Source organism: Tepidisphaeraceae bacterium (genome assembly GCA_035998445.1).
GTDB lineage: Bacteria > Planctomycetota > Phycisphaerae > Tepidisphaerales > Tepidisphaeraceae > DASYHQ01.
The window spans coordinates 1-20,801 of the sequence record DASYHQ010000004.1 but is presented as its reverse complement, the minus strand read 5'-3'; the positions used below and the strand labels follow the sequence as shown (position 1 = coordinate 20,801).

The window sequence follows — 20,801 nt, the reverse complement described above, 5'->3', positions numbered from 1 at the left end:
ATCGTCATCGCGCAGCCCTGCGAGATCGACCGACGGGCCGGTGGCGGGATAAAACGTGATGCTGCCGCCGGTAATGCGGCCAGGCCGCTGGATGAGCCGCAGGATGCTGTAGCTCGTCACGCTCTTCCCGCTGCCGCTCTCACCGACGATCGCCAGCGTCTTGCCACGGCGCAGGTCGAACGAGATCCCGCGCACGGCTTGGGTGACGCCGGTGATCGAGCGGAACTCGACTTGGAGGTTGCGCACTTCCAACACGTTGTCATGTGCCGCTGCGGTGCTCATGCGTCCTCCGCGTGCGGGTCGGCGGCGTCCCGGACACCGTCACCGAAGAAGTTGAACGCCAGCGCCGCTCAGCACCATGCTGACCACCGGGGTCGAGACGCCCGCCCGCTCGGCCACCTGCTTCATCGTCACAGCCACGGGTCTACTCTCCTATCAAGCCTCAGGACGTCACCTTCACGGGACCAATCGCCCTTGCGGATTCGCATTCACAGTCTACGACATGCGGCGCTGGCGTCCAAACGTCGCCCGAACGCCCGCCTCGCGCCCAGGGATGGTCAAGCGGAGCCGCGGGCGCGGACGGGCAGGAGTGCCAGCGTCAGACATTTGAGCCCCCCCGCCGATTGCCCACGACCCCTTGTTCTGTCGATGACGGCTGACGGTCATGCCGCCCCACGTTCTCAACCGCGGGATTTACCCGCCACAAAGAAGAAACCGATTGGCTGGCCCGTGCGGCGTGCCGCGGCTTTTTCGAAACACCAAGCAAGACATGATCAGTATAGGCGTTCGGGGTGCCCAACCCCCGCCTAGTTCGACCTGCGGGCAAACATCAATAAGGCCAGGCCCGCGGCAATGCTCGTTCTTTGGCGAACAAGCGAGTCAACAAGTGGTGACGCAGGCGAGCTAGGACCTGCGTTGCCCCCGCATCTGCGCTGATGTCTCGGCACTCGCCAAAGGGGGCCCGAACGTCGAACAGTTCCTCACGACCATCTCGGTGAAGGATGTAGCGGTGTCCCGGAGTGCGCAGCGCCTTCCACGCGGTGTCTTCGGTCAATGCGAACCCGTCGTCGCCAGGGGAATCGAGCCCCTGTAGTTCGGCCCAGCGTGACGTGCCCTCAAGCAGGGGCGGACGGGTCCGACCGAAGGCATCGAGGACGGTAGGGATCAGGTCCACCGCTTCGGCAACACGGTCCACGTCGCGGCCTCCACCCTCAACGCCGGGCCCCGCGAAGATGAGTGGCACACGCGTGACACAGTCTGGGGCCGGGTAACCCTTGCCCCACCGCAGCTGCTCGCCAAGAAACTCACCGTGGTCGCTTCTAAACGCCACCAACGTGTCATCCGTGAGGCCCAGCCGGTCGAGGGTGCGCCCGAGTTGGCCCACCGCTTCGTCGACCTCAGAGACCATCGCGTAGTAGCCCACCTTGGCTTGCACGAGCCGCTCGTCGGTGATGCCCGCGGCCAGCCGCTCGGCCTCGCGTTCCGGCGGGAATGACCATGGGGCGATCGCGCGGCCACGATACAGGTCCAAAAACCGTTGCGGGGCAATCAGCGGGGAGTGCGGGTTGTTATAGCCGCTGATGCAGCAGGACGGCCGCCGGTCCGCGGCGCGCAGTTCCAAGTAATGCTCGGTGCGTGCGGTGACCCATGACGTGTGAGTTGCCTCCTCGCGACCTGGGTAGGCCCGGGTCGCGTAGGGGTCCAAGCCACGCGGTCGGTCAATGCCGTCATCGATCGCCATCACCTCGCACCACCGCTCGAAAGCCGGGGGGTGCGCGACTTGGGCGATGTGCGTAAGCTCCTCTGGATGGTGCCTTTGACACCCACGCTCGATAAGCGTCGTCGTAGACACCTGGCTCGTCACTCACCTCAATGTGATCAAAGCCATAAGAAGGATGCGGCGCGCGGTGGTCGCGGTTGGCGTGCGGCAGAAAGTGGAGCTTGCCGATCTGCGCGGTGGCGTAGCCGTGGCGGCGGAGCATCCGCGGCAACACCTCGGCATCGTCGGGCACGGGCACGCCCATGTGCGTCACGCCTAAGCTCGATGGGTATCGCCCGCTCAGCATGCTGTAGCGGGATGGCATGCACAAGGGGTGCTGCACAAAGCAATGTGAGAACCGCACGCCCCGCGACGCCAGTGCGTCGAGGTGAGGCGTGAGGACCTCCTGGTTCCCAGCGCAGCCAAGCGCATCAAACCGCATCTGGTCAACGTAGATCAACAGGAGGTTGGGATCTGGCATCGGATGAGTGCGATCGTGACAAAGTCGAACGACCCGACGTTCCGTCGCGTTGACCGAATTACTCACGGAAGCCATCGGGCAACCGACCCAACATCAGCGGCTCGATCACGTCGGTGGCTAGCGATCGCGGGGATAGCCGGTTAACGAGCCGACCATGCGATGCGGGCCGTGAGGCGCGCGGCGCCCACGTGGTACCGCCCGCCGGGTCGACGCGGCAGCACTCGTCCCACGAAGTGTCGAGCCAAGGGTTGTTGGGTAACGCCGCGTGCAGGACCGTGATTTGGTCCCAGATCGACCAGGGGCGGTTGAGGGTTGCGCCGCCTTTGACCCACCAGGGAGGGTGGGCGAAGAAGTGGTCGTACCCAACCCGCACTGGGTGGGACAAGGGCAATTCCGCCAGCCGTTCGCCGGTGCCGTAACCGTGCTCGATCGCGCCGAGCTCGAACGTGCAAAGTTCGACCGGACACTCCAGCGTCGCCAAAACGCGCGCCGTCACACCCCGCACGCCCCAGGCGGCGAAGTTCGTCTCCGGCTTCGTGGTGGCACTGTGGTGGAAGCCCCCCATCATCACCACACGCTTCACCTTTGTTTTCACGAGCTGTGAGCCCGTCAACTTTGTGACGGCGTCGGCGGGTGACGCGAGAAGCTGATCGAGCAGAAATAACGGGCCGATGGTCGCGATCGTTACCGAAGCATCTGCCGCATCGGCCAGCAACCGGCGGTAGAGCGCGGTCGACAGCGGCACGTCCCGCATGTCCAGGGATACTTGCGCGGCCTGCGCCACCGCGTCGGCGTAGCTGCCTTCGGACCGCATCTCCCACGGTGGCCGCCCTACCGGGATATCTCCGCCATCGAAGAAGCGATTGGTTGCGACTATCGCTTCCACCGCTCCGCTCTGCGGCGTGACGCTCATCACGCCGAGCAACTTGCAAAGTCCGTCCGCGAGGAGCGTGTGCAACACCGCCAGCGCGCCCAGGTCGTCAACGTCGCCGCCCAGGTCGGTGTCGAGGATGATGTGTTCCATGGCTTCACCTTGGGCTACGCGGAACGTTGTTCTAGCGTGGGATCGGAAAACTCTTGACGCAACGTCGCAAGTTGTTGCTCGAGTTGGCGACGGATCGTTGCGTATGCGGGCATTTCAGCGAGATTCTGCACCTCCCAAGGATCGGCAGCCAAATCGAACAGCTCGGTCTGCCCGAGAACGGGATACACGATCAGCTTATTAGTGTCGGTGCGGATGGCCCGCTGAGTTTCCCCGTAGGCAAGTAGAAGCGCATCGGGCGAGGATCGGACGTTGCCGTCCAATTCCGGCTTGAGGCTTGCTAGCTCGACCGTGTCGGCCGGTGGAATCCCAGCCAAGTCACACAGCGTGGGGTGAATTGCCTGCATCAGCGTCGGCACCGCTGACCTCCGACCCGCGCCGATGCCGGGGCCGGCTAGGATCAGCGGCACTCGTACCGCGTGCTCATAAAGACTCTGCTTGCCCATGAGCCCATGTTCGCCAAGCGAGATGCCGTGATCGGCGGTGTGAACGATGATGGTTTCCCGTTCCAGATCGAGCGCGCGTAGCGCGCCAAAGATGCGTCCGATCTGCTCGTCAAGGTGTCCGAGAATAGCAAAGTACTCTTTGCGGTGCAGACGTATCGCTTGAGGGGTGCGAGGGTAAGGGGCCAGCGTTTCGTCACGGATGCCGTCCGCAACACCGAACGGATGACAGGGGAGAACGTTGGGGGGCAACTCAATCGAGTCGTCGTCAAACCGGTCGAGCCAGGCCTGAGGCGCCTGTCTGGGGTCGTGTGGCGCATGGAGCGCGACGGCCTGGACATCGCGGTGAGCCATGGTCGTCCGTATCACCCCCAAACCCAGGGCAAGGAGGAACGCTTTCACAAGACGCTCAAGGTCGAGCTGCTGCAGCATCGTCAGCTGCGGGACCTCGATGACGCGCAGGCCTGCTTCGACCCTTGGCGGGAGATGTACAACCACGTCCGGCCGCACGAGGCGCTGGCGATGGCCACGCCCGCGAGCCGTTACACAATGAGCGAGCGACGGCTGCCCGCGACGATCGAGCCGCCCGACTATGGCGCCGGCGACGTGGTGCGCAGCCTGAACCCGGTGGGCCAGCTGAGCCTTGGGGGCAAGACGTACAAGCTCAGCGAAGCCTTCGCCGGCCGCCGCGTCGCGCTCCGCGCGACGGCGATCGACGGCCTGCACGACGTCTACTTCAGCCGCTTCGCGATCGCCAAACTGGACACGAGAGACGCCAGCGTGAGACTGGTGCGACCCTGAGGCCAGTGTCAACCATGTCCCGGGACAGGTGTCACCTATGTGTCCGGTCTGTACACACCGGTCCGCCACAACGAACGACCGGTGTGCAGCATCGCCCTACTGGGCGCACACACGGCCGCGTGCATCGACCCCATGTTCATCGCCGTCGTGAAGCAGGTGCCCCGCGCTGCGAGCTTCGATAGGTTTGGTGTGATCACCTGCGTGCTCGTCACGCCGCCGAGAAACCTTGCCGCGTGATCGTCGGCGATTATGAATAATACATTGGGCGGTTCAGCCATGTTGGAAAGCCTTATTATCCCACCGATCTCGGAACTCGTCAATCGGCACCATCAGCTTGCTGATCCTCGTGAATCCCATGAAATGCAGCCGGGGACATACTCAATCGACTGCGTGACAAGGTAGCTCAATTCGTTGCGACCGTTATCGCGAAAGACGCGCAACGTATCTATGGCGGCGCTGTGGATGTTCGATTCGAACAATGCCGAATTGCTGCAACTCGGCTTCGACATCGCGCCGACCAACAGTCGCTCGTATCAACTCAACCTGCTTCAAGAGTACATCGCCCGCATCGTGCTCGAACTGGCGTCATAAGGGACGGCGAACCTGCTCATCGCCATTTGTCGGCGGCCGCACCGACGGGCGTTCCGCGCGCGATAAGTCGGGCGCCTGGCCAGCTCCCGCCGTGCCTCGTTCAGGCTCGCTCGGTGGGCCTGCCGGCAGCCACTATTTCCGAAGGTTCGGTGGCTTCCGTTGCCACCATACTTTGCCGCCGCATTTGAGCGGCTCGCCCATCAATCGGTATTTCGAACGTTTGGCAGCCCGCGTCCAGCGGTTCAGGTCTACCTTTGCGCCAGGCGGCAGCGCGGAGACCCGGTGGTAGCGTCGCGCGGACGGTAACGCGATCGCCGTGCCGTTCCCATGCGACCGCGATTCGTCCGGCGGGTACGTCGTGATGGGCGCGGCACCAGGCGACGTCGCCGACAGCGTGCGGATCGATGACCACCTGCGGCGCGCCGTCGGTGGCGGCCAGATCGATCCGGATACCGGCGAGGTAGCGGAAGAACCATTCCGCCGCGTGGCCGAGCATCATGTGGTTGAGCGAGCTGCGTGGGTTGGCGTCCCAGGCTTCCGTCAACGTCGTCGCGCCCGTGGCAAGTTGGGCGCCGTAACTCGGCGCATCGGTGCGCGAGAGCATATCGAAGATCACGTCGGACCGACCCGCCTCCGCCAGCGCAGCCAGCACGTAGCGGTAGCCGATATCACCGGCGGTAATGTGATTGCGATGGGCCCGGACGTCGGCGACGAGCGTGTCCAGCACCCGCTGTCGGTCACCGGGCGGAACGAGGCCGATCGCCAGCGGCATCGCCTGCGCCGTCTGACTGCCGCGATCGTAATGGCCAGCGTTGGCATCGAAGAAGCGCGCGTTAAAGGCCTCCCGCACGGCTGCGAAGCGTCGGTCGAAGTGTATCGCGTCGTCGTCCTGCCCGAGCAGTCGGGCGAAGCGGGTGATTGCCTGCAGGCACTGGGCGAACACCGCGGTGGCGGTGACGCCAAGCGTGGTGTTCTTGCCGTACCCGGGTTCACCTGGACCGATGTCGTACCAGTCGCCCAGGCCGTAGGCGACGATGCCATCGGGGCCGGCGCGGGATGCGATGTAATCGACGAAGCGGCACATTGTCTCGTAATTGTCGCGTACGATCGTGACGTCGCCAGTGTGGCGGTAGACAAACCACGGCGCGAGCACGCAAGCGGCGCCCCACTCGGGCGAGTCGTTGAACAGCGTGCCGTCGGGTGGCTCGAAGACGGTGAACTGCGGCGCAATCGTCGGCACGCATCCGTCGGCGTGCTGGGCATCCCGGATGTCGGCCAGCATCTTCTCGAACAGCGGCGCGACGCCGAGGTTGTAGAGGATCGACGGGCCCATCAAATGCGGCACCTCTAGCCAGCCGAGTTTTTCGCGGTGCGGGCAGTCGGTGAAGACGCTGTGCGTGTTACTCTTGATCGCAGCGAGGATCAGCGCGTGCGTGCGGTTGAGCAGGCCGTTCGAACACGCGAAGTCGCCGACGACGCTGGCGGAGCAGTGGACGAACTCACCTTCGATGCGTTCGATCTGGTCGACGTCACCGGTCGCCTCGACGTAACGGAAACCGGTGAGCGCGAACTGCGGTGCCCACCGCGCCGCGCGGCCATCGGACGTGTATGTGAACGTGACGGGCGTGCCGGTATTCACCTGCGACACACGACCGTCGGCGTCGAGCTGTTCACCGGTCGCGAGCGTCACCGTCGCGCCAGGCCGGGTGGCACGAATGGTCAGGGCGGGCCGGCCGCTCATGTTCTGACCGCAGTCGTAAACGCGGACGCGATCGGCGGGGTTGGTGAAGCTGCGCGCGGCGAACGTCTGCATGACCCTTATTGACGGGTACGCCTGCTCAACCAGCTTGCCACCGGGACCTTCGGTGATCCGGGCGTGCGTCCACGCCCCGTCATCAAAGCCGGGCTCAGCCCAGTCGCGCGGTTCCAGTCGCGCATCGTGGTCCTCGCCACCATAGATGCAGGAGAACGTGATCGGGCCCGTCGCAACGCGCCATGCTTCGTCAGAGACGATGGTCAGCCCGCCGCCATCGGCAAGCTCCACGTCGAGCCGCGCGATTAGCTTCAGTGGACCGAACGACGCCACGAACTTTGCGTACCGGCCGCCGGGGACGTGGTACATGCCGTTACCGAGTTGGATTGCCAGCACGTTATCGCCTGTGCGGAGCAGTGTCGTGACGTCGCGCGTGAGGTAGAGGCAGGTCTTGCGATAGTTCGTCCAGCCGGGTGCCAGCACATCGTCGCCAACGCGTGCACTGTTAACGCGCGACTCAAACTGACCGAGGCCGCAGACGCGGAGCGTGGCGCTGGTTGGCACCGCGCTCAGTCGGAAGGCGCGGCGGAAGAGCGGTGTTGGTCCGCTGCCCACCTGTGACGATGGCGATGAGATCCAACGGGCTAGTGCGAACACATCTGGATTTGCAATCAGCATGGTTGGTGAGTTTGGAAAGTTCTTCGAGACTGAACGATTAGCGGTCGGACTGTGCATTGGCGATCGCTCATCCACCACTGCGCTCTTCGGTGAAGCGCGTTGCCACTACGCGCGGGTGTGACGTATCAGGCAGGGAAACCCGGTGCGAACCGGCCGACAGCGTCTTCCTGATGCCGCTGAATCGGAACTCTGCAACGCTGCCGACAGGGACATGGAGGACGGCACTACCCTCATCAAGGTCGATAGCCACGCGAATCTCACCGATCGGCGTTTGCACCGTCGAACGAAGCGAGCGAAGCGGGCCGAGTTGCGGGGCGGCGCGGAACCGGGCGAAGCCGGGCGTGATCGGTTCGATCCCGGCGACGTATTGCTGGAGCAGCGTGATCGCGCCACCCGACCATGCGTGGTTGTAGGTTCCACCGCCCCAGGTGGCGTCGCCTATGCTCCACCCTTCCCAGAGCGTCGATATCTCGCCAACGAGTTGCTCGGCATAACGCTCGGTAAGCCGCCTGAGCGCCGCCGTCGAATCCCCTAGCTTGAACAACGCTTCGACGATGTACTTTTCCATGTACGGCCCGGCATGGCGCTGGGTGTCCAGCACCGCGAGGACGCCTTCGCGTTGGGACCGGCCGACGAAACCGGCGAGAACGGCCATCGCCTGCGCGCGGTCGTCGGGCAGCGGGAGGGTTTCGTCACCGCGGAAGTGGTCACCGCGCCAGAACGCGGCCTGAAAACCGGCGCGTAGTTTGCGGTGTAGCGTGCGGTAGCCTGCAGCGTCTTCGTGCAGGCAGAGCAGGTCCGCCATATCGGCCGCGGCGACCAAAGCCAGGGCGTACCAGGCGTTGATCGATACGGGGGCGTCGACGTTGGCGCCCCAGTCGACCCAGTCCCAGCCACCCGCGCGGGGTTCGAGGATGTGGGTTCGGTCGTCCAGTCGCCAGATCGCGAGATACCGCCGCACGGCAGGATACACCTCGGCGATTGCGGCGATGTCGCCGGTATAGCGGTAGTAGGTCCAGAACCCGTACGTGCCGATGCTGGCGAGCATCTGAGCCGGCAGTTCGAAGTCCCAGCAGCCCGCAAGTCGGTCTGCCTCCTCTCGGCCCGGCCGAGGCATGCCGGCGGGGACGGGTGAGTAAAGCGTCGCGTCGTCGCGCTGCCAGGCAACCAGTTCCCGCATTGCCTTTCGCCCAAGCGCCGGGGTTTGCAACGCGTCGCAGGCGTAGAACGCCGAGCCCATCTGGATCACGACATCGCCCCACCACTGTGCCCGCTCGCGATCCGGGCAGTCCATATAGGTGTCGCGCATGCAGACGTCGAGCGTTCGGCACGACTTGACGTATAGCTCGTTGAGCAACTCGTCATCGCATGCGAAGCGCCCGCTCCAATCGGCCGCGTAGCTGGTTCGGCGGTAACCGAGGCGATGGATCGTCACGCCCGCCGGCACGTCGAAGTGCAGCGCGTGGCCGTTCATCCAGCCCAGCGATTCGTACGACTGCCGCCCTGCGCGGGTGATGTAGGTCGCGCGGACGTTCGGCGCGCCCCCACCAAGGTAGTTATCGGTGCGGACGCCGATCACCAGCCCGTCGGCAGGCGCATCGATCTCTAACGTGGGATGGGCGTGGCAGTTGAAGGGTAGCGGACAGACGATGGGCTCGCCGGACGACACGAGCGGCTGCGGTGGCGCGAGGAGCGTCGACTCCCCATGGTTGCGAAACATCGGCACCGGACGCCGGATGATTCGGCCCCAGGGTGCCGCCGGTGGCGCGCCGGCGTCGACAGCTGCTGGCCAACGCGCATCGTTGAACAGCGGATCATGCCAGTGCGCCGGCTCGAGCCGCGCGTCGAACGTGACGTTCGGCTCAGCCAGCCTGTAGTTCGGCACCGGGTCGACGCCCGCCGAGTACGCGGGGTGTCGGATCGACCGCCAATGTTCACCGCTCACGCTTCCGGTCGATTGGCCCGTCTCCGAGGCCGAGTTGGCGTCGCCAAGCTGAAGGATCAGCCCACACCGGCCGCTACTGTTGTGAGAGAAGCCATGCTTGCCAAAGTACCAGACGAGCACCGCGATCGTGTGCTCGCCAGCGTCGAGCGCATCGGGAAGTTCAAGCTCGTCGAAGTAGGTGTCTGAGGGGGTCGGTCCGCGCTTCAGCTGCCCCTCGTAGACGACGAGCCGACCGTCGAGCCAGAGCCAGTATTTGCTGTCGCAGGCCACGCGGAGCCGCGCGGTTTGCAGCGGCGCTTCGATGGTGAAGACATTGCGGAAGCACGCCCACTCGCCAGCGGCGATCGGCTCGGCCGGGACGATCCATCGAGCGTCGCCCCAGTCGTCGCGGGAGGCTACACGAGCACTGGCATCGCCCGCCTCGCATGTCGGTCGCGGCCCAGGCGATCGAGGCGCGACAAGTTCGCGAGGGTCGAGCGGGTCGAGCGGGTGAAACATGCGAGACTCCATCGTCCCACGGCACGGACGGGTGGCATTGATTGACTTGTTCAAGCCCGAAATCGGCATGCAACGACGCCGACGCGCCCGAGGGGGACGCGTCGGCGTCGCTGTGTTCGTCTACCATTTGGCCCTGATGTAGGCCGGCACGCGGTCTACGTCCCACGAAGCGTGGTGTGGCATCCGCCAGAGGTGCGTCAGGTTCGACACGGTCTCGGCATGGCCGTCGAGAAACGCCATGTTCATCGACTGGCGCGGATGCCGAGCAACGTAGTACCGGTTGATCTGGCCGTCCGAATTGTCACCGCTGGAACCCTTACCGACGGCATTGCGAAACGGATCAATCGTCGTGGTCGCGAGATTGGTCTTCTCGAGGGCGAACGCCTCGCTCCAGACGCCGTCGCCGATCAACGGCGTCTCGACGGACCGCCGGGCGCGAACGATCTTGTCGTAGAACATCTGCGAGCCAGCGGGGGGCAACTGGGGCGACGTCGGGACGAGCATGTCCGCGACGATGTTGTCACCTGCGGTGTTCTGACCCGGGTTCCGTGCCTTCTTGTAAACAACCCAACCGTTGAAGGTGAAGCTGCCACCGGCCTTGAAGTTCTGAGCGCCGACATCGTAGTTGCGGTACCAGGCGGCGTTCTGAGCACCGACGAACGACCCGTTGCCAGCGCCGATGCCGTAGCGCGTCGTCGTGGTGCCATCCTCCACGGCCGCCGGGCAGTAGGGTATCTTGCTGTCACCCTGCATGTTCAGGTACTTCGTCTCGGTCAGCGCGTTCATCACGTACCCACCGCCAGCGGGGTTGCCGAAGATGTAGACGCTATTGCCCTTGTTCTCGGTGGAGTACATGATGTACGCCGCGGTGATTTGCCGAAGGTTGCTCAGGCACTTCAGCGATTGGCTCGCCGCACGGGCCTTGTTCAGCGCGGGTAGCAGGATTGAGATCAACAGTCCGATGATGCCGATCACCACGAGCAGCTCAACGAGCGTGAAGCCGCTACGGGCGTGAATTCGAGACATGAGAACCTCCGGTTCCGTGGGTGTTGACGTGTCGACTGCCGCGGGCAGCAGTTAAGATGTGATAACTCTATACCGTCAATTATCGGCGGCAATCAGCATTATGTGGCATTCCTTTGCGCCATGTGACCTACGTGATCGTTCCGTCAGGTTTTCCAGCCTTGAGGTTGCGCCTGGCGGCAAGCGCCACGTGCGTTTGGGCCAGACGGGCACGGCTTAAGGGGATGGACGCCGCCAGTACCGCTGCGATGCCTACGCCCCCGCAAACGACTACTGCGAATGCCAACCGCATGTTGGTGATTACCGAGTCCGGCTGCTTGTCGGCGCCGCTCACGAAGCCGATCGCGTCCAAGATCGTGCCGCTGAACAGCAACGCCAAGCTGATGGCGCTCTTCTGAACCCAGTTGAACACCGCCCAGTACGTCGCCTCGCGACGTCGCCCGGTGCGCAGTTCGTCGAGGTCGCACACGTCGGCGATCATCGAATTGCTCATCACCAGCAGCCCGGCCAGCCCAGGCCAAATGAGGGCGGTGCTAAACGCAAGCGGGTGGAACGGCCACCGCGCGTCGCCCGGGAGCCAGCCGATCAGGTTCCACGTCGGCAGCGACGGATCGTAGAGCCACCAGCTCGACAGCCCGCCGACGAACGAGATGCTCAAGCAGATCACCAGCGTCGTCCGCTTCTCCAGCCGCCCGGCGACGCGGTTGATCGCGAACACCGTAACGATGCCGACGAGCGCGGCCAGCGTCTGCGACCACGCTTGCACGACGCTCCCCGTGCCGCGGTCCCCACCGTACGTGTGATAGATCGCAATGTAGAGCCCCAGACCGATGACCATGATTACGCCCAGGAACCCCACCGTATAACTGGCGACGATCAGCAGGAAGGCTGGCTCCGTAAACGTTTGGCGCATCTGCGCCCAGAAACCGACCTTTGGCTCGGTCTCCTGCGCCTTCGTCGGGGCGGCGACGCGGGGCTCTCTCACGAGTAACGTCGGCGCGAGCGTTGCCGCCAGCATCACGACGAGCAGCAGTATGCCCACTGCCATTGTGCCCTTAAGCACATCCTTGTTCCCGGCCGCGTCCTTGAAGATGTCCCACTCGGCAATCGCGTAGAGCCAGGCGGTCAGGAACCCGCTGAGGTAGGTGAAGAACGTCCGCCAACTCATGACGCGCGTGCGCTCGCGGTAGTCGCTGGTCAGTTCCATCGTCAGCGCGCCGTAGGGCACGCTGAAGAGCGTCAGAGCGGTGTAGAAGATGATGCTCGTGAGCGTGAGGTAGCCCGCGTAGAGCCAGTCGCCCCGGGGAGCCGTGACGATGAAGCTGAACGGTTCGCTGCCCCACGCGCTGGTGTTGAGGCCGCGCGGGATCAGGCAGAGCAGCAGGATGCACGCCGCCGACAGCAGCGCGCCCACGAGCATGTACGGCCGGCGCCGGCCCCAGCGGGAGCGCGTGTTGTCGCTGATCGTGCCCATCACAGGGTCGATCACCGCGTCCCACATTCGTGGCAGCAGTAGCGCGACGCCCAGCAGCGTGGGGTTGACGCCAAGCGCCAGGTTGTAGATCGGGAACGCGAAGTTCTTCGGCAGGTTGATGCCGATGTTGATCGCCGCCTCTCCCGCCCCGGCCGCCACCTTTGTCGCCAAGGGCACGCGGGTTTCTGGTGGCGTCGCCGTGCCCGACTCGTGTTCCGGCGGCGCGGTCGTCGTGGTCATGTACTAACTCCTTGTGGTCACACCCTTGTGACGAGGCTGTTCTGACAGTTCGTCCGCCGGCGGAAGGGTCGTTCCGAAGTGTTCGGTCAGGGCCGTGTGCGAGCTGGCCAGCGCCACAACGGCCCGGTGAGCTTGTCACCGACGGCGTGCATCCACCGGGTCATCCGCTCGCGACAATCTTGAAGTGCGCCGGCGAAGTCCGGTCGATCGACGACGTTCATCAGCTCTGCCGGGTCGGCTTCCAAGTCGTACAGCTCGTCCTCGCTCACCGGGCAGTAGACGTACTTGAACCGCGAGGTGCGGAGGTAACGCTGGTCGCAGCGGCCCTGCTGCGTGCCGCTGTACTGGCTGAAGATGTCGTCGCGCGCGGCCGACGTCCCCGCGAGCTCGTCGCACAGATCACGCCCGCCGAACGTCGCGGGTGGGCCGTCGGGCAGCATTGCTTGCGCGAGCGTACGTGCGACGTCGAGTTCATGAATGACGAACCGATCGCTCGTCGTGCCGCCCGCGATTCGGCCCGGCCACCGGGCGATCAGCGGCACGCGCAGGATGTCGTCGTAACCGCAGTAATGCTTATCCGTCATCCCGTGGCCACCGCAGAAGTCGCCGTGATCGGTGCTGTAGATCACGAGCGTGTCCTTCGCAGCTTCGGTCGCATCGAGCGCGGCGAGCAGTCGGCCGACCTCCGCGTCAAGATGCATGATCTCGCCGAGGTACCGGGCGACGATCGGCTGCCAGTCCGACCACGTCCAGTCGTCACAGCCCCACCGCTGCCGTGTCCGTCGCTGCATGATCGGCTTGCCGACGAGCTCGTCGGGGAAGCTTGGCCACGGTGGCACGTCTTCCGGCGATACGAGGGACGCCCATGGCTCGGGCACTACATTGGGCAGGTGCGGCTCGCTCGGGTCCCATCGGACGAAGAACGATCGATCCGATCGGCGGGCTTTGGTGATCTCCTCGATAGCCCGCGTTGCGCCCCACGAGATGCGCGACTCCTCGTCGCCAATCGCGCCGTCCGTCTCGCCGAAGAACCCGTTGGTCATCGGCCGTGGCGGCAGGCCTCGTGATTGGCGCCAGCGATCGTAATCGTCCTCGGGGCTGAAGGTCGCCGCGCCGTGGTTGAGCGGCGTTCCCGTCAGTTCCTGGTGATACTTGCCGACGTGGGCGACGTGGTAGCCTGCGTCGGAGGCAAGCCGGTACAAGTTGGGCAGCAACGGATCGGCCGGCCGGTAACCGAGCGTGTTCGGGATCACCCAGGAATCGTGTCGGCTTGGCCACGTGCCGGTAAGCAGGGAGGCCCGCGCCGGTGTGCAGAGCGCGATTGGCGTGTAGGCGTGGGCGAACGTCGCTCCGTCGGTGGCAAGTCGATCCAGGTTGGGCGTCAGCGCGAGCCGGCCCGGCCCCGCCGCGCACCATCGCTGGTTCGCGCCCACGCAGTCGAAGCGGTGTTGGTCGCTGTGGATCAGCAAAACGTTCGGATATCGGCTCATTGGACCTACTGCGCTCAGGGCATCATCTCCGCGAGATTGACCGACTCATCGACCTTCAACGACTCGGCGGCCAGCGCGAATCGCACGTGGCCCGATAGCTTTGTGCCCTTCGCTATCGTCAACGGTTCATGTCGGAGCGACTTCGTCAGGTGCGGTTCGCTGCTCCCCCCATGATACTCCAGGACCTGCAGCCAGTAGCCCGTGAGGTCCTCAGGGAAAAACTCGCGCGTGAAGATCTCACCACTGATGTTGCCACCGACGGGCGTGCTGCGCAGGTGCTGGCTTCCAGCGAACGTCTGCGACGGTCGACCGGCGACGGTCACGCCTGCGCCGTCGGCGCGGTAAAGGCCACCGTTGATGAACTGGAACTTCGTCGAACGGAACGCGTTGGTCACGCCGTCCAACAAGTCCTGCGACCACGGCCACGGCTTGCGGCCACCCTTGGCGAATCCCTCGTCAACGTACGCCACCCGCTGCGCCGCGTGACGCGGGTCACCACTGGCACACTCGATGCCCTGAGGACGACCGATCGCGTCGGGCGGGTAGACGCTCCACTGCGCGTTTCGCGTCCAGCGCAGTTCGTTCACTTCAGGTGCCACGCGGATCGCGTAACCCCAGTCGAAGCATGGGAACGGTTCGTTGCCGTCGTACGTAAGGTCATACGCGACGTTGACCTCACCGCTGCCGTGCACCGTGGTGACAATCGTGCCGGCGGCGTTCGTGTAGCGGCCCGTTGCGGTGACCGTCACGCGATCGGCGGCTTCGGTCAGGTCGACCTTTGATGCCTTCCACTTCATGAGCTGGTTGACAAGTACGCGCTTCTGCAAGCCCTGGAAGTTCCTGAAGTGTGTCGGTCGCGCGACGACCTCAGGCCGCCCCGCGAGCACTGCCTTTCCGGCAAGGTCACCGCGAACCAGCAGGCCGTCAGCGTCGAAGGCAAACGTCGCGTCACCGACCGTGACGGTCGCGGTTCCGTCCTCGCCGCGCTGCAACGTCAACGTCGCGCCCACCGCTGCGGTCGGCAACGTCGAAGACGGTCGTTGGTCGGCCCGCGTGAGCCGGTAGAGGTCCACGATCATCTCCCCCGGCTCGACGAACCTCAGCACGACCGGTTCGCCGTTCGGGTCGACGGGCAGCGTGACGCGACGCGTCGAACGTGGCGGCACGTCGAGCCGCACGACACCCGTGCGACCGCCTTGCTCCCAACGGGCCTCCAGCGATTGAAGGTTCAGGAAATCGTATCGATTCGTAATCTCAACCGATGCCTTTCGACCGTCGTCGGCATCGGGGCGGAGCGTCACGTCCTCGATGCGGACCGGCGATTGAGACTTCTTCACGTGCCACGCCATGTCGTACGGCCGGCGGTACTCGTCGAAGAACCCGCGCCACGGGAACGTCGCGCCGGTCTTCACCTCCGGCGCAGCGAGGAAGAGAAAGCCGCCCACGACGTGCTTGTTATCGTACGTCCAGTTCGCGTGCAGGTCGGCGAGATAGCCCCAGAAGTCGTCCGTGCCGGGGTCGAACCGGAACTCCTTCATGTTGATCGCGGCGATATGGGCCCACTCGGTGAAGATGTTCGGGCGATCGCTCGGGTAGTTCCAGCCCTTACCGGTGATGCGGTGGCGGTTGTCGATCGACCAACGACCGTCGCGCGGGTAATGGTCGTCGTTGATGTCCATGAAGTCGATATCGACGCCATTGCGATCGTCGGATCCGAAGAACAGCGGCACACCGGTGCGTTCGCTCTGCGTCGCCACCGCCGCCTCGCGGAAGTAGTCGTAGTACGGGTTCTCGTTGCCAAGGCCGTACGTGATGATGCTCGGGCTCGATCGCGTGCTCTCGAGCATCGCCGCCAGATGCTCGCGCAGCGCGGGGCCAACGCTCGGGTCTGCCCCGTGGTCCTTCAGCGGCCCCTTGTCGTACATCATCAGGGTGAACATGCCCTCAACGGTCGTGTACATGCCGATCTCGTCGCAGTGATCGAGGTATTCGATCATCGGCACCGGTCGGCTACGGAGCACGTTGAGGTTCATGTTCCGAAACAGGTCCAGGTCTTTCCGAACGCGGTCTGGCGAGATGAAGTATCCTTCGCCGGGGAAGGTCATGTGATAGTTGGCGCCGCGGAACTTGATCGGCCGGCCGTTGAGAAGCAGTTCGCCGCCACGGCTATCGATCTCGCGGAAGCCGAATCGCTGTTGTGCGGTCATCAGCACGTCGCCTTTGGGGTCGACCAACTCGAACTTCATGTGGTACAAACTCGGCGACTCTGCGCTCCAGGTACGCACCGCATCGACCGGCAGCGGGATCGCCATCTGGAGCATCTGCCCCGCCGCCACGGGCGGTAGCGGGGTCGTCGAGTTCCGCAACCGCACCGGCACGAGTTGCGAGCCGCCATCGGTGATCGTGAACCGCGCGTGCAGGCCGCCCAACGGTTCGGCCGAGTCGTTGGCGACGCGCACGTGCGCCGTCGCCACTGCCGGCACGACTTCATCGACGTTCGCCGGCGTCGCCCCGAGCGTCGTTGAGACGTGCAACCGCGCGATGTTCACGGCCGGCACGGCCTGAAGGTAGACGGCACGGGCGATCCCGCCCATCGTCCGCTTGCTCCAGTATGTCGCCAGCGTCGTCTCGATCGTGACGACGAGCTCGTTGTCGCCCCCATCGGAGCGCAGCGCGTCGGTCACGTCGAACTCGCTGGGCGTGTTGACGCGCTCGCTCGTGCCTACGAGTTGGCCGTTCACGTACGTCTTGCACAGCCCGTCGGCGCTCTCAAACCGCAGGCGGACCCGCATGTTCTTCCACGTCGGCGGCACCTTGAACGTGCGGTGCCAGGCGACCGGCGTATTGAATTCCTTATGCATCGCCGGGAAGCCCTGCCACGAGAAGTGACCGGGCACGGTCGCCTTGTCCCACTGCGTTATCGAGGCAAAGCGTCCGTCGAAATCTTTTGGGATGTCGTGCTTAAAATCCCACGGCCCGGCAAGGTCGACCCGACCACGGTGCGCGCCCGTTATCATCACGTCGCGCGGCGTCAGTCGGATCACCGGCAAGCCCGCAACGATTCCACCTGGCTCAACCTGCATTGCGGTTGGTGCGGTCGTGGCTGGGGCGGTCGTCGATGTTCCCTTCCCCTGATCACTGGGGGCGTTCAGGCCGCTTTCGGGCACGAGGTCGGCGCCGTAGGCCGAGCTGATGCCCAGAAGCAACGCTAACAGCATGTGGCACACGAGCGACATAGACCGGTAAACGGCGAGGGCAGGCATCATGAATGGCGTTCCTGGATGCAATTATCAGACGGGCATCGCCCCACCGACGGCACCGCCCTGACCGGGTGAACCGGCAAGGGCGGTGCGCGTCTAGCGAGTGACTAAAAGCGCCGCGCCGCTCAGCGACGGCGACGCAGGAACATAAGCCCCACGCCGGCCAGGGTGGCAAGCGTGGTGGGCTCAGGGACCGCAGTGACGACGATGTTGTCGACGAATGCCGCCGCCACGTTTGAGGAAAACCCGATGCCGCCGAAGCCCCCGTCGCTGGTGGTGTTGACCGCCGCGCCGGGGACGGCAACGCCGTCGATCGACAGCGTGTAGATCAGCGGGCTGCTCGCGCCAAAGCCGGACGGGGCAGCGACGGTAATCACCGCGTTGTGGACGCCGACAGTGTTGAAGAACTCGTCGTCGAACGGTGCCGGCGGCCCATCGACGTTTACCGGGTCGGCACCTTTGGTGTGTCGCTGGACGCGACCGACGCCAGAGTTGTTCTGAAACAGGTAGCCGGCCTCACTGTCAGCCGCGAGCACGCCGTCTACGGCCGGCGGCGCGCCGCCATACGGAGCGAATGGCGCGCCGGCGTAGACCTGCCCGCTGACCTGATCAGGCGATAGCCCGAAGAACACGCCTACGAAGCCACCGTTGGCCGAACGCTGGAAGTCGAAGGCGACCGTGTAGCCGCCCGCCGCGACGATCGCCGCGTCGTTGTGAAAGTTATACGTCGACTGCACGAGGCCATTCCGCAGCACGCCGACGGTCGAGGTGAGCTGACCCCCCGACATCGCACCGGTGACGGGTTCCACCGTGTGCTGCTGCGCCTGCGACGCCCCTTGCGTGCTAACAACGTAGGGCTGTGGGTTGACGCCCGTGCTGGTGCCCCACGCCGAGACAAGCGTGCCGTTCGCCGGCAGGTGGTTACCGGGGTTGGCCCGCTCAAAATTGTCGCTGAAGACGACCGCCGCCGAAGCAAAGCCAGCCGTCGAAACAACGGCAGCAATCGCCGCCAAAAACGAAGTGGTCCTTAACGCCATCTTATCTCCTCCGCGCAATGTGAAATGCCCCCATTCGTCGTGACGCGTATGTGTTCGTGGACACCACCGCTCCGCTCACGCACGCTTGGCTACCGCCGCCTCACGCTAAGGCTCGAAAGTCGCACTTCTCAAATGTGACCTGCGACTTGCCTTCATTCTCCTTAGATTGTTAAGATAAACCACGCGGATTCGTAGGCAAACGCTTATTTGTGATATCCATTTACCTGGTGTGATGGTCATGACGAGCCATGAAAGGCAGCCGACGGGACCGTCGTCGCAGCAAGGCCGACCGACGGACGCCGTCGCCGACTTCGTCCCGCCCGACCGCAGTCACGAACTGGTCGACGAATCGTACCGCATGGTAGATTACACGTGGTTCCGCATCCGGAACCGGCTGCCCGAACTGGCTACTCCCCACTACCTTGGGCACGGGTTTGCGACGTCATCGCATTACAACATCCGAAGCGTCTGGCAGGAGCCGGCCGTCCGCCGTTGTCCGGTCGTCAAGATTGCGCTATCAACCGGTGGCGTCGTGGCGCCCCGGAACGGCACGCAGCTTCGTCGCGTACAGCCCGGCGAGGCAATCCTACGCTTCGTGGAGGAGCCAGATCTCTGGGAGTCTTACGATGGGCGACAGTCGCAGCCCTGGGAGTTCCTGGGCCTGATCATCAACGGCGAGCTGGCGGCGCATGCGGCCCGCGCGCTGATCCGGGGCTATGGACATCTCTATGACCTCGGGCTTCAGCATCCAATCGTCCGGCAACTTCAGCAGGTGGCCCGCGAGCCCAACCACGTCCGTGAGATCTCCGCGTCGGCAGCCGGTCGGCTTTGTGCCGATCTGTTCGGGGCGCTTCACGCCAGTGCCGAGGCGTCGTTGGTCGGGCGTACCGAGCAGATTAATAACCTCGCCGAGCGGGTCGAGGCGACCATGCGGGGGGACCTGCGTCACGAGTGGTCCGTCGACGAGCTCGCAGCACGTCACGACGTCTCGCGCGAGCACCTCACCCGGATCTTCACGCGCAGCTACGGCACCCCGCCGCACCGTTACCTCGTCGAGCTCCGCGTCCGCGAGGCCTGCGAGTTGCTCCGCGGCAGCCGCGAACCGGTGAAGTCGATCGCCTACAGCCTCGGGTTCCGCTCACATGCCAACTTCATCCGGATCTTCAAGCGGTACAACGGCGTACCCCCGACCGTCTACCGCACTCGACGCGGCGTACGCAATTCTGCCGATGTGATCTGACGCTCATCAACTCGGCTCATGTTGAAGATGTTGGACGAACATACGTGCCAGGGAATTGGGAATCTTTGTTTCGGTCAGCACGCGTCATGTGGCCGTTGACCAACGTTCGCAGGAGTTCATTGCCCATGGGTAGCACATCCGATACATATCGTTTGAAGGTCGGCCTGTTCGGGATCGGGCTGGAGGCCTACTGGCCGCAGTTCGCCGGCCTCAAGCAGCGGCTGGAGGGGTACCTGGCGCAGGTCGACCGCAAGCTGCGGGACGCCGTACCGCAGCAGGGCGTCGAGGTCGTGAACCTCGGCCTGATCGACTCGCCGGAGAAAGCCCTGGCCGCCGGCCACGCGTTCCGCCAGGCCGACGTCGATCTGATCTTCCTGCACGTGACGACCTACGCGCTGTCCAGCACCGTCCTGCCGGTCGTCCGCCGGGCCAAGGTGCCGGTGGTCATCCTCAACCTCCAGCCCGCCGCCGCCATCGACTACGCGGCGTTCAACGCGATGGGCGACCGCACCGCGATGACCGGCCAGTGGCTCGCCCACTGCGGCGCCTGCCCCGTGCCGGAGATCGCCAACGTCTTCGCCCGCGCCGGCGTCCCGTTCCACCAGGTCACCGGGCTCCTCGACGGCGACGGCCACGTCGACCGCCAGCTGGCCGACTGGGTCGCCGCCGCCCGCGTCGCCCACGTGATGGAGCACAACCGCCTGGGCGTCATGGGCCACTACTACAACGGCATGCTCGACATCTACAGCGACCTGACCCAGCAGGTCGCGACCTTCGGCGGCCACGTCGAGATCCTCGAGGTCGACGAGCTGGCCGACCTGCGCGCCGGCGTGACCGACGCGGCGATCGACGAGCGCGTCGCCCTGTTCCGCGACGCGTTCGACGTGCAGGCCGACTGCCCGCCCGCCGAGCTCGCCCGCGCCGCCCGCACGAGCGTGGCGCTGGACCAGCTGGTGGCGGCCCACGACTTGGGCAGCCTGGCCTACTACTACATGGGCAGCGGCAACCCGGCCAACGAGGACGCGATCAGCTCGATCATCCTGGGC

The 20,801-nt window shown here is 64.8% G+C and carries 17 protein-coding genes; 6 read left to right on the top strand and 11 right to left on the bottom strand.

Annotated features, from left to right (window positions below; translation table 11 throughout):
- Together VGN72_00155 and VGN72_00150 are read right to left on the bottom strand one after the other, a co-directional pair.
- Window positions 1–282: ATP-binding cassette domain-containing protein (locus VGN72_00155; protein HEV7297747.1), on the bottom strand; the 282-nt coding region annotated here is incomplete at its 3' end.
- 547 nt (window positions 283–829) lie between these two features.
- Window positions 830–1,852 (bottom strand): sulfatase-like hydrolase/transferase, encoded by a 1,023-nt coding sequence (locus VGN72_00150; protein HEV7297746.1) that lies wholly within the window; start codon window positions 1,850–1,852, stop codon window positions 830–832.
- Window positions 1,853–1,874: 22 nt separating this feature from the next.
- Between VGN72_00150 and VGN72_00145 the strand changes: the two genes are divergently transcribed.
- Window positions 1,875–2,039: a hypothetical protein gene (locus VGN72_00145; GenBank protein ID HEV7297745.1), complete on the top strand. Its 165-nt coding sequence runs from the start codon at window positions 1,875–1,877 to the stop codon at window positions 2,037–2,039.
- 259 nt (window positions 2,040–2,298) lie between these two features.
- Here VGN72_00145 and VGN72_00140 read toward each other — a convergent pair whose 3' ends face one another.
- A complete protein-coding gene (locus tag VGN72_00140; GenBank protein HEV7297744.1) occupies window positions 2,299–3,264 on the bottom strand; it encodes a hypothetical protein in 966 nt (321 codons plus the stop codon).
- 14 nt (window positions 3,265–3,278) lie between these two features.
- Window positions 3,279–4,079: a sulfatase/phosphatase domain-containing protein gene (locus VGN72_00135; GenBank protein ID HEV7297743.1), complete on the bottom strand. Its 801-nt coding sequence runs from the start codon at window positions 4,077–4,079 to the stop codon at window positions 3,279–3,281.
- Here VGN72_00135 and VGN72_00130 point away from each other — a divergent pair.
- From VGN72_00130 to VGN72_00120, 3 genes are all read left to right on the top strand, one after another.
- Window positions 4,071–4,526, top strand: coding sequence for an integrase core domain-containing protein (locus VGN72_00130; protein ID HEV7297742.1), 456 nt, complete (start codon window positions 4,071–4,073; stop codon window positions 4,524–4,526). The genes VGN72_00135 and VGN72_00130 overlap by 9 nt on opposite strands.
- A 39-nt stretch (window positions 4,527–4,565) precedes the next feature.
- Complete coding sequence (locus VGN72_00125; GenBank protein ID HEV7297741.1) at window positions 4,566–4,763, top strand: hypothetical protein; 198 nt, start codon at window positions 4,566–4,568, stop codon at window positions 4,761–4,763.
- Window positions 4,764–4,937: 174 nt separating this feature from the next.
- Entirely contained in the window at window positions 4,938–5,117 is a 180-nt protein-coding gene (locus VGN72_00120; GenBank protein ID HEV7297740.1) for a hypothetical protein, read from the top strand.
- Window positions 5,118–5,217: 100 nt separating this feature from the next.
- Here the strand turns inward: VGN72_00120 and VGN72_00115 are convergent, their stop codons facing one another.
- The 7 genes from VGN72_00115 to VGN72_00085 form a co-directional block, all read right to left on the bottom strand.
- Window positions 5,218–7,548, bottom strand: a complete 2,331-nt coding sequence (locus VGN72_00115; GenBank protein ID HEV7297739.1) for a family 78 glycoside hydrolase catalytic domain — start codon at window positions 7,546–7,548, stop codon at window positions 5,218–5,220.
- Window positions 7,549–7,615: 67 nt separating this feature from the next.
- On the bottom strand, window positions 7,616–9,991 hold the full coding sequence (locus VGN72_00110; GenBank protein ID HEV7297738.1) for an alpha-L-rhamnosidase C-terminal domain-containing protein: 2,376 nt from the start codon (window positions 9,989–9,991) through the stop codon (window positions 7,616–7,618).
- 120 nt (window positions 9,992–10,111) lie between these two features.
- A complete protein-coding gene (locus tag VGN72_00105; GenBank protein HEV7297737.1) occupies window positions 10,112–11,017 on the bottom strand; it encodes a prepilin-type N-terminal cleavage/methylation domain-containing protein in 906 nt (301 codons plus the stop codon).
- 127 nt (window positions 11,018–11,144) lie between these two features.
- Window positions 11,145–12,728 (bottom strand): MFS transporter, encoded by a 1,584-nt coding sequence (locus VGN72_00100; GenBank protein HEV7297736.1) that lies wholly within the window; start codon window positions 12,726–12,728, stop codon window positions 11,145–11,147.
- Between the two features lie 86 nt (window positions 12,729–12,814).
- Complete coding sequence (locus VGN72_00095) at window positions 12,815–14,218, bottom strand: sulfatase-like hydrolase/transferase (protein ID HEV7297735.1); 1,404 nt, start codon at window positions 14,216–14,218, stop codon at window positions 12,815–12,817.
- Window positions 14,219–14,232: 14 nt separating this feature from the next.
- Window positions 14,233–17,484, bottom strand: a complete 3,252-nt coding sequence (locus tag VGN72_00090; GenBank protein HEV7297734.1) for a glycoside hydrolase family 2 TIM barrel-domain containing protein — start codon at window positions 17,482–17,484, stop codon at window positions 14,233–14,235.
- 119 nt (window positions 17,485–17,603) lie between these two features.
- On the bottom strand, window positions 17,604–18,515 hold the full coding sequence (locus VGN72_00085) for a PEP-CTERM sorting domain-containing protein (protein ID HEV7297733.1): 912 nt from the start codon (window positions 18,513–18,515) through the stop codon (window positions 17,604–17,606).
- Window positions 18,516–18,753: 238 nt separating this feature from the next.
- Here VGN72_00085 and VGN72_00080 point away from each other — a divergent pair, with 238 nt between their 5' ends.
- Window positions 18,754–19,755, top strand: a complete 1,002-nt coding sequence (locus VGN72_00080; GenBank protein HEV7297732.1) for an AraC family transcriptional regulator — start codon at window positions 18,754–18,756, stop codon at window positions 19,753–19,755.
- A 125-nt stretch (window positions 19,756–19,880) separates the two neighbouring features.
- On the top strand, window positions 19,881–20,801 hold a 921-nt coding region (locus VGN72_00075; protein HEV7297731.1), incomplete at its 3' end, for a hypothetical protein.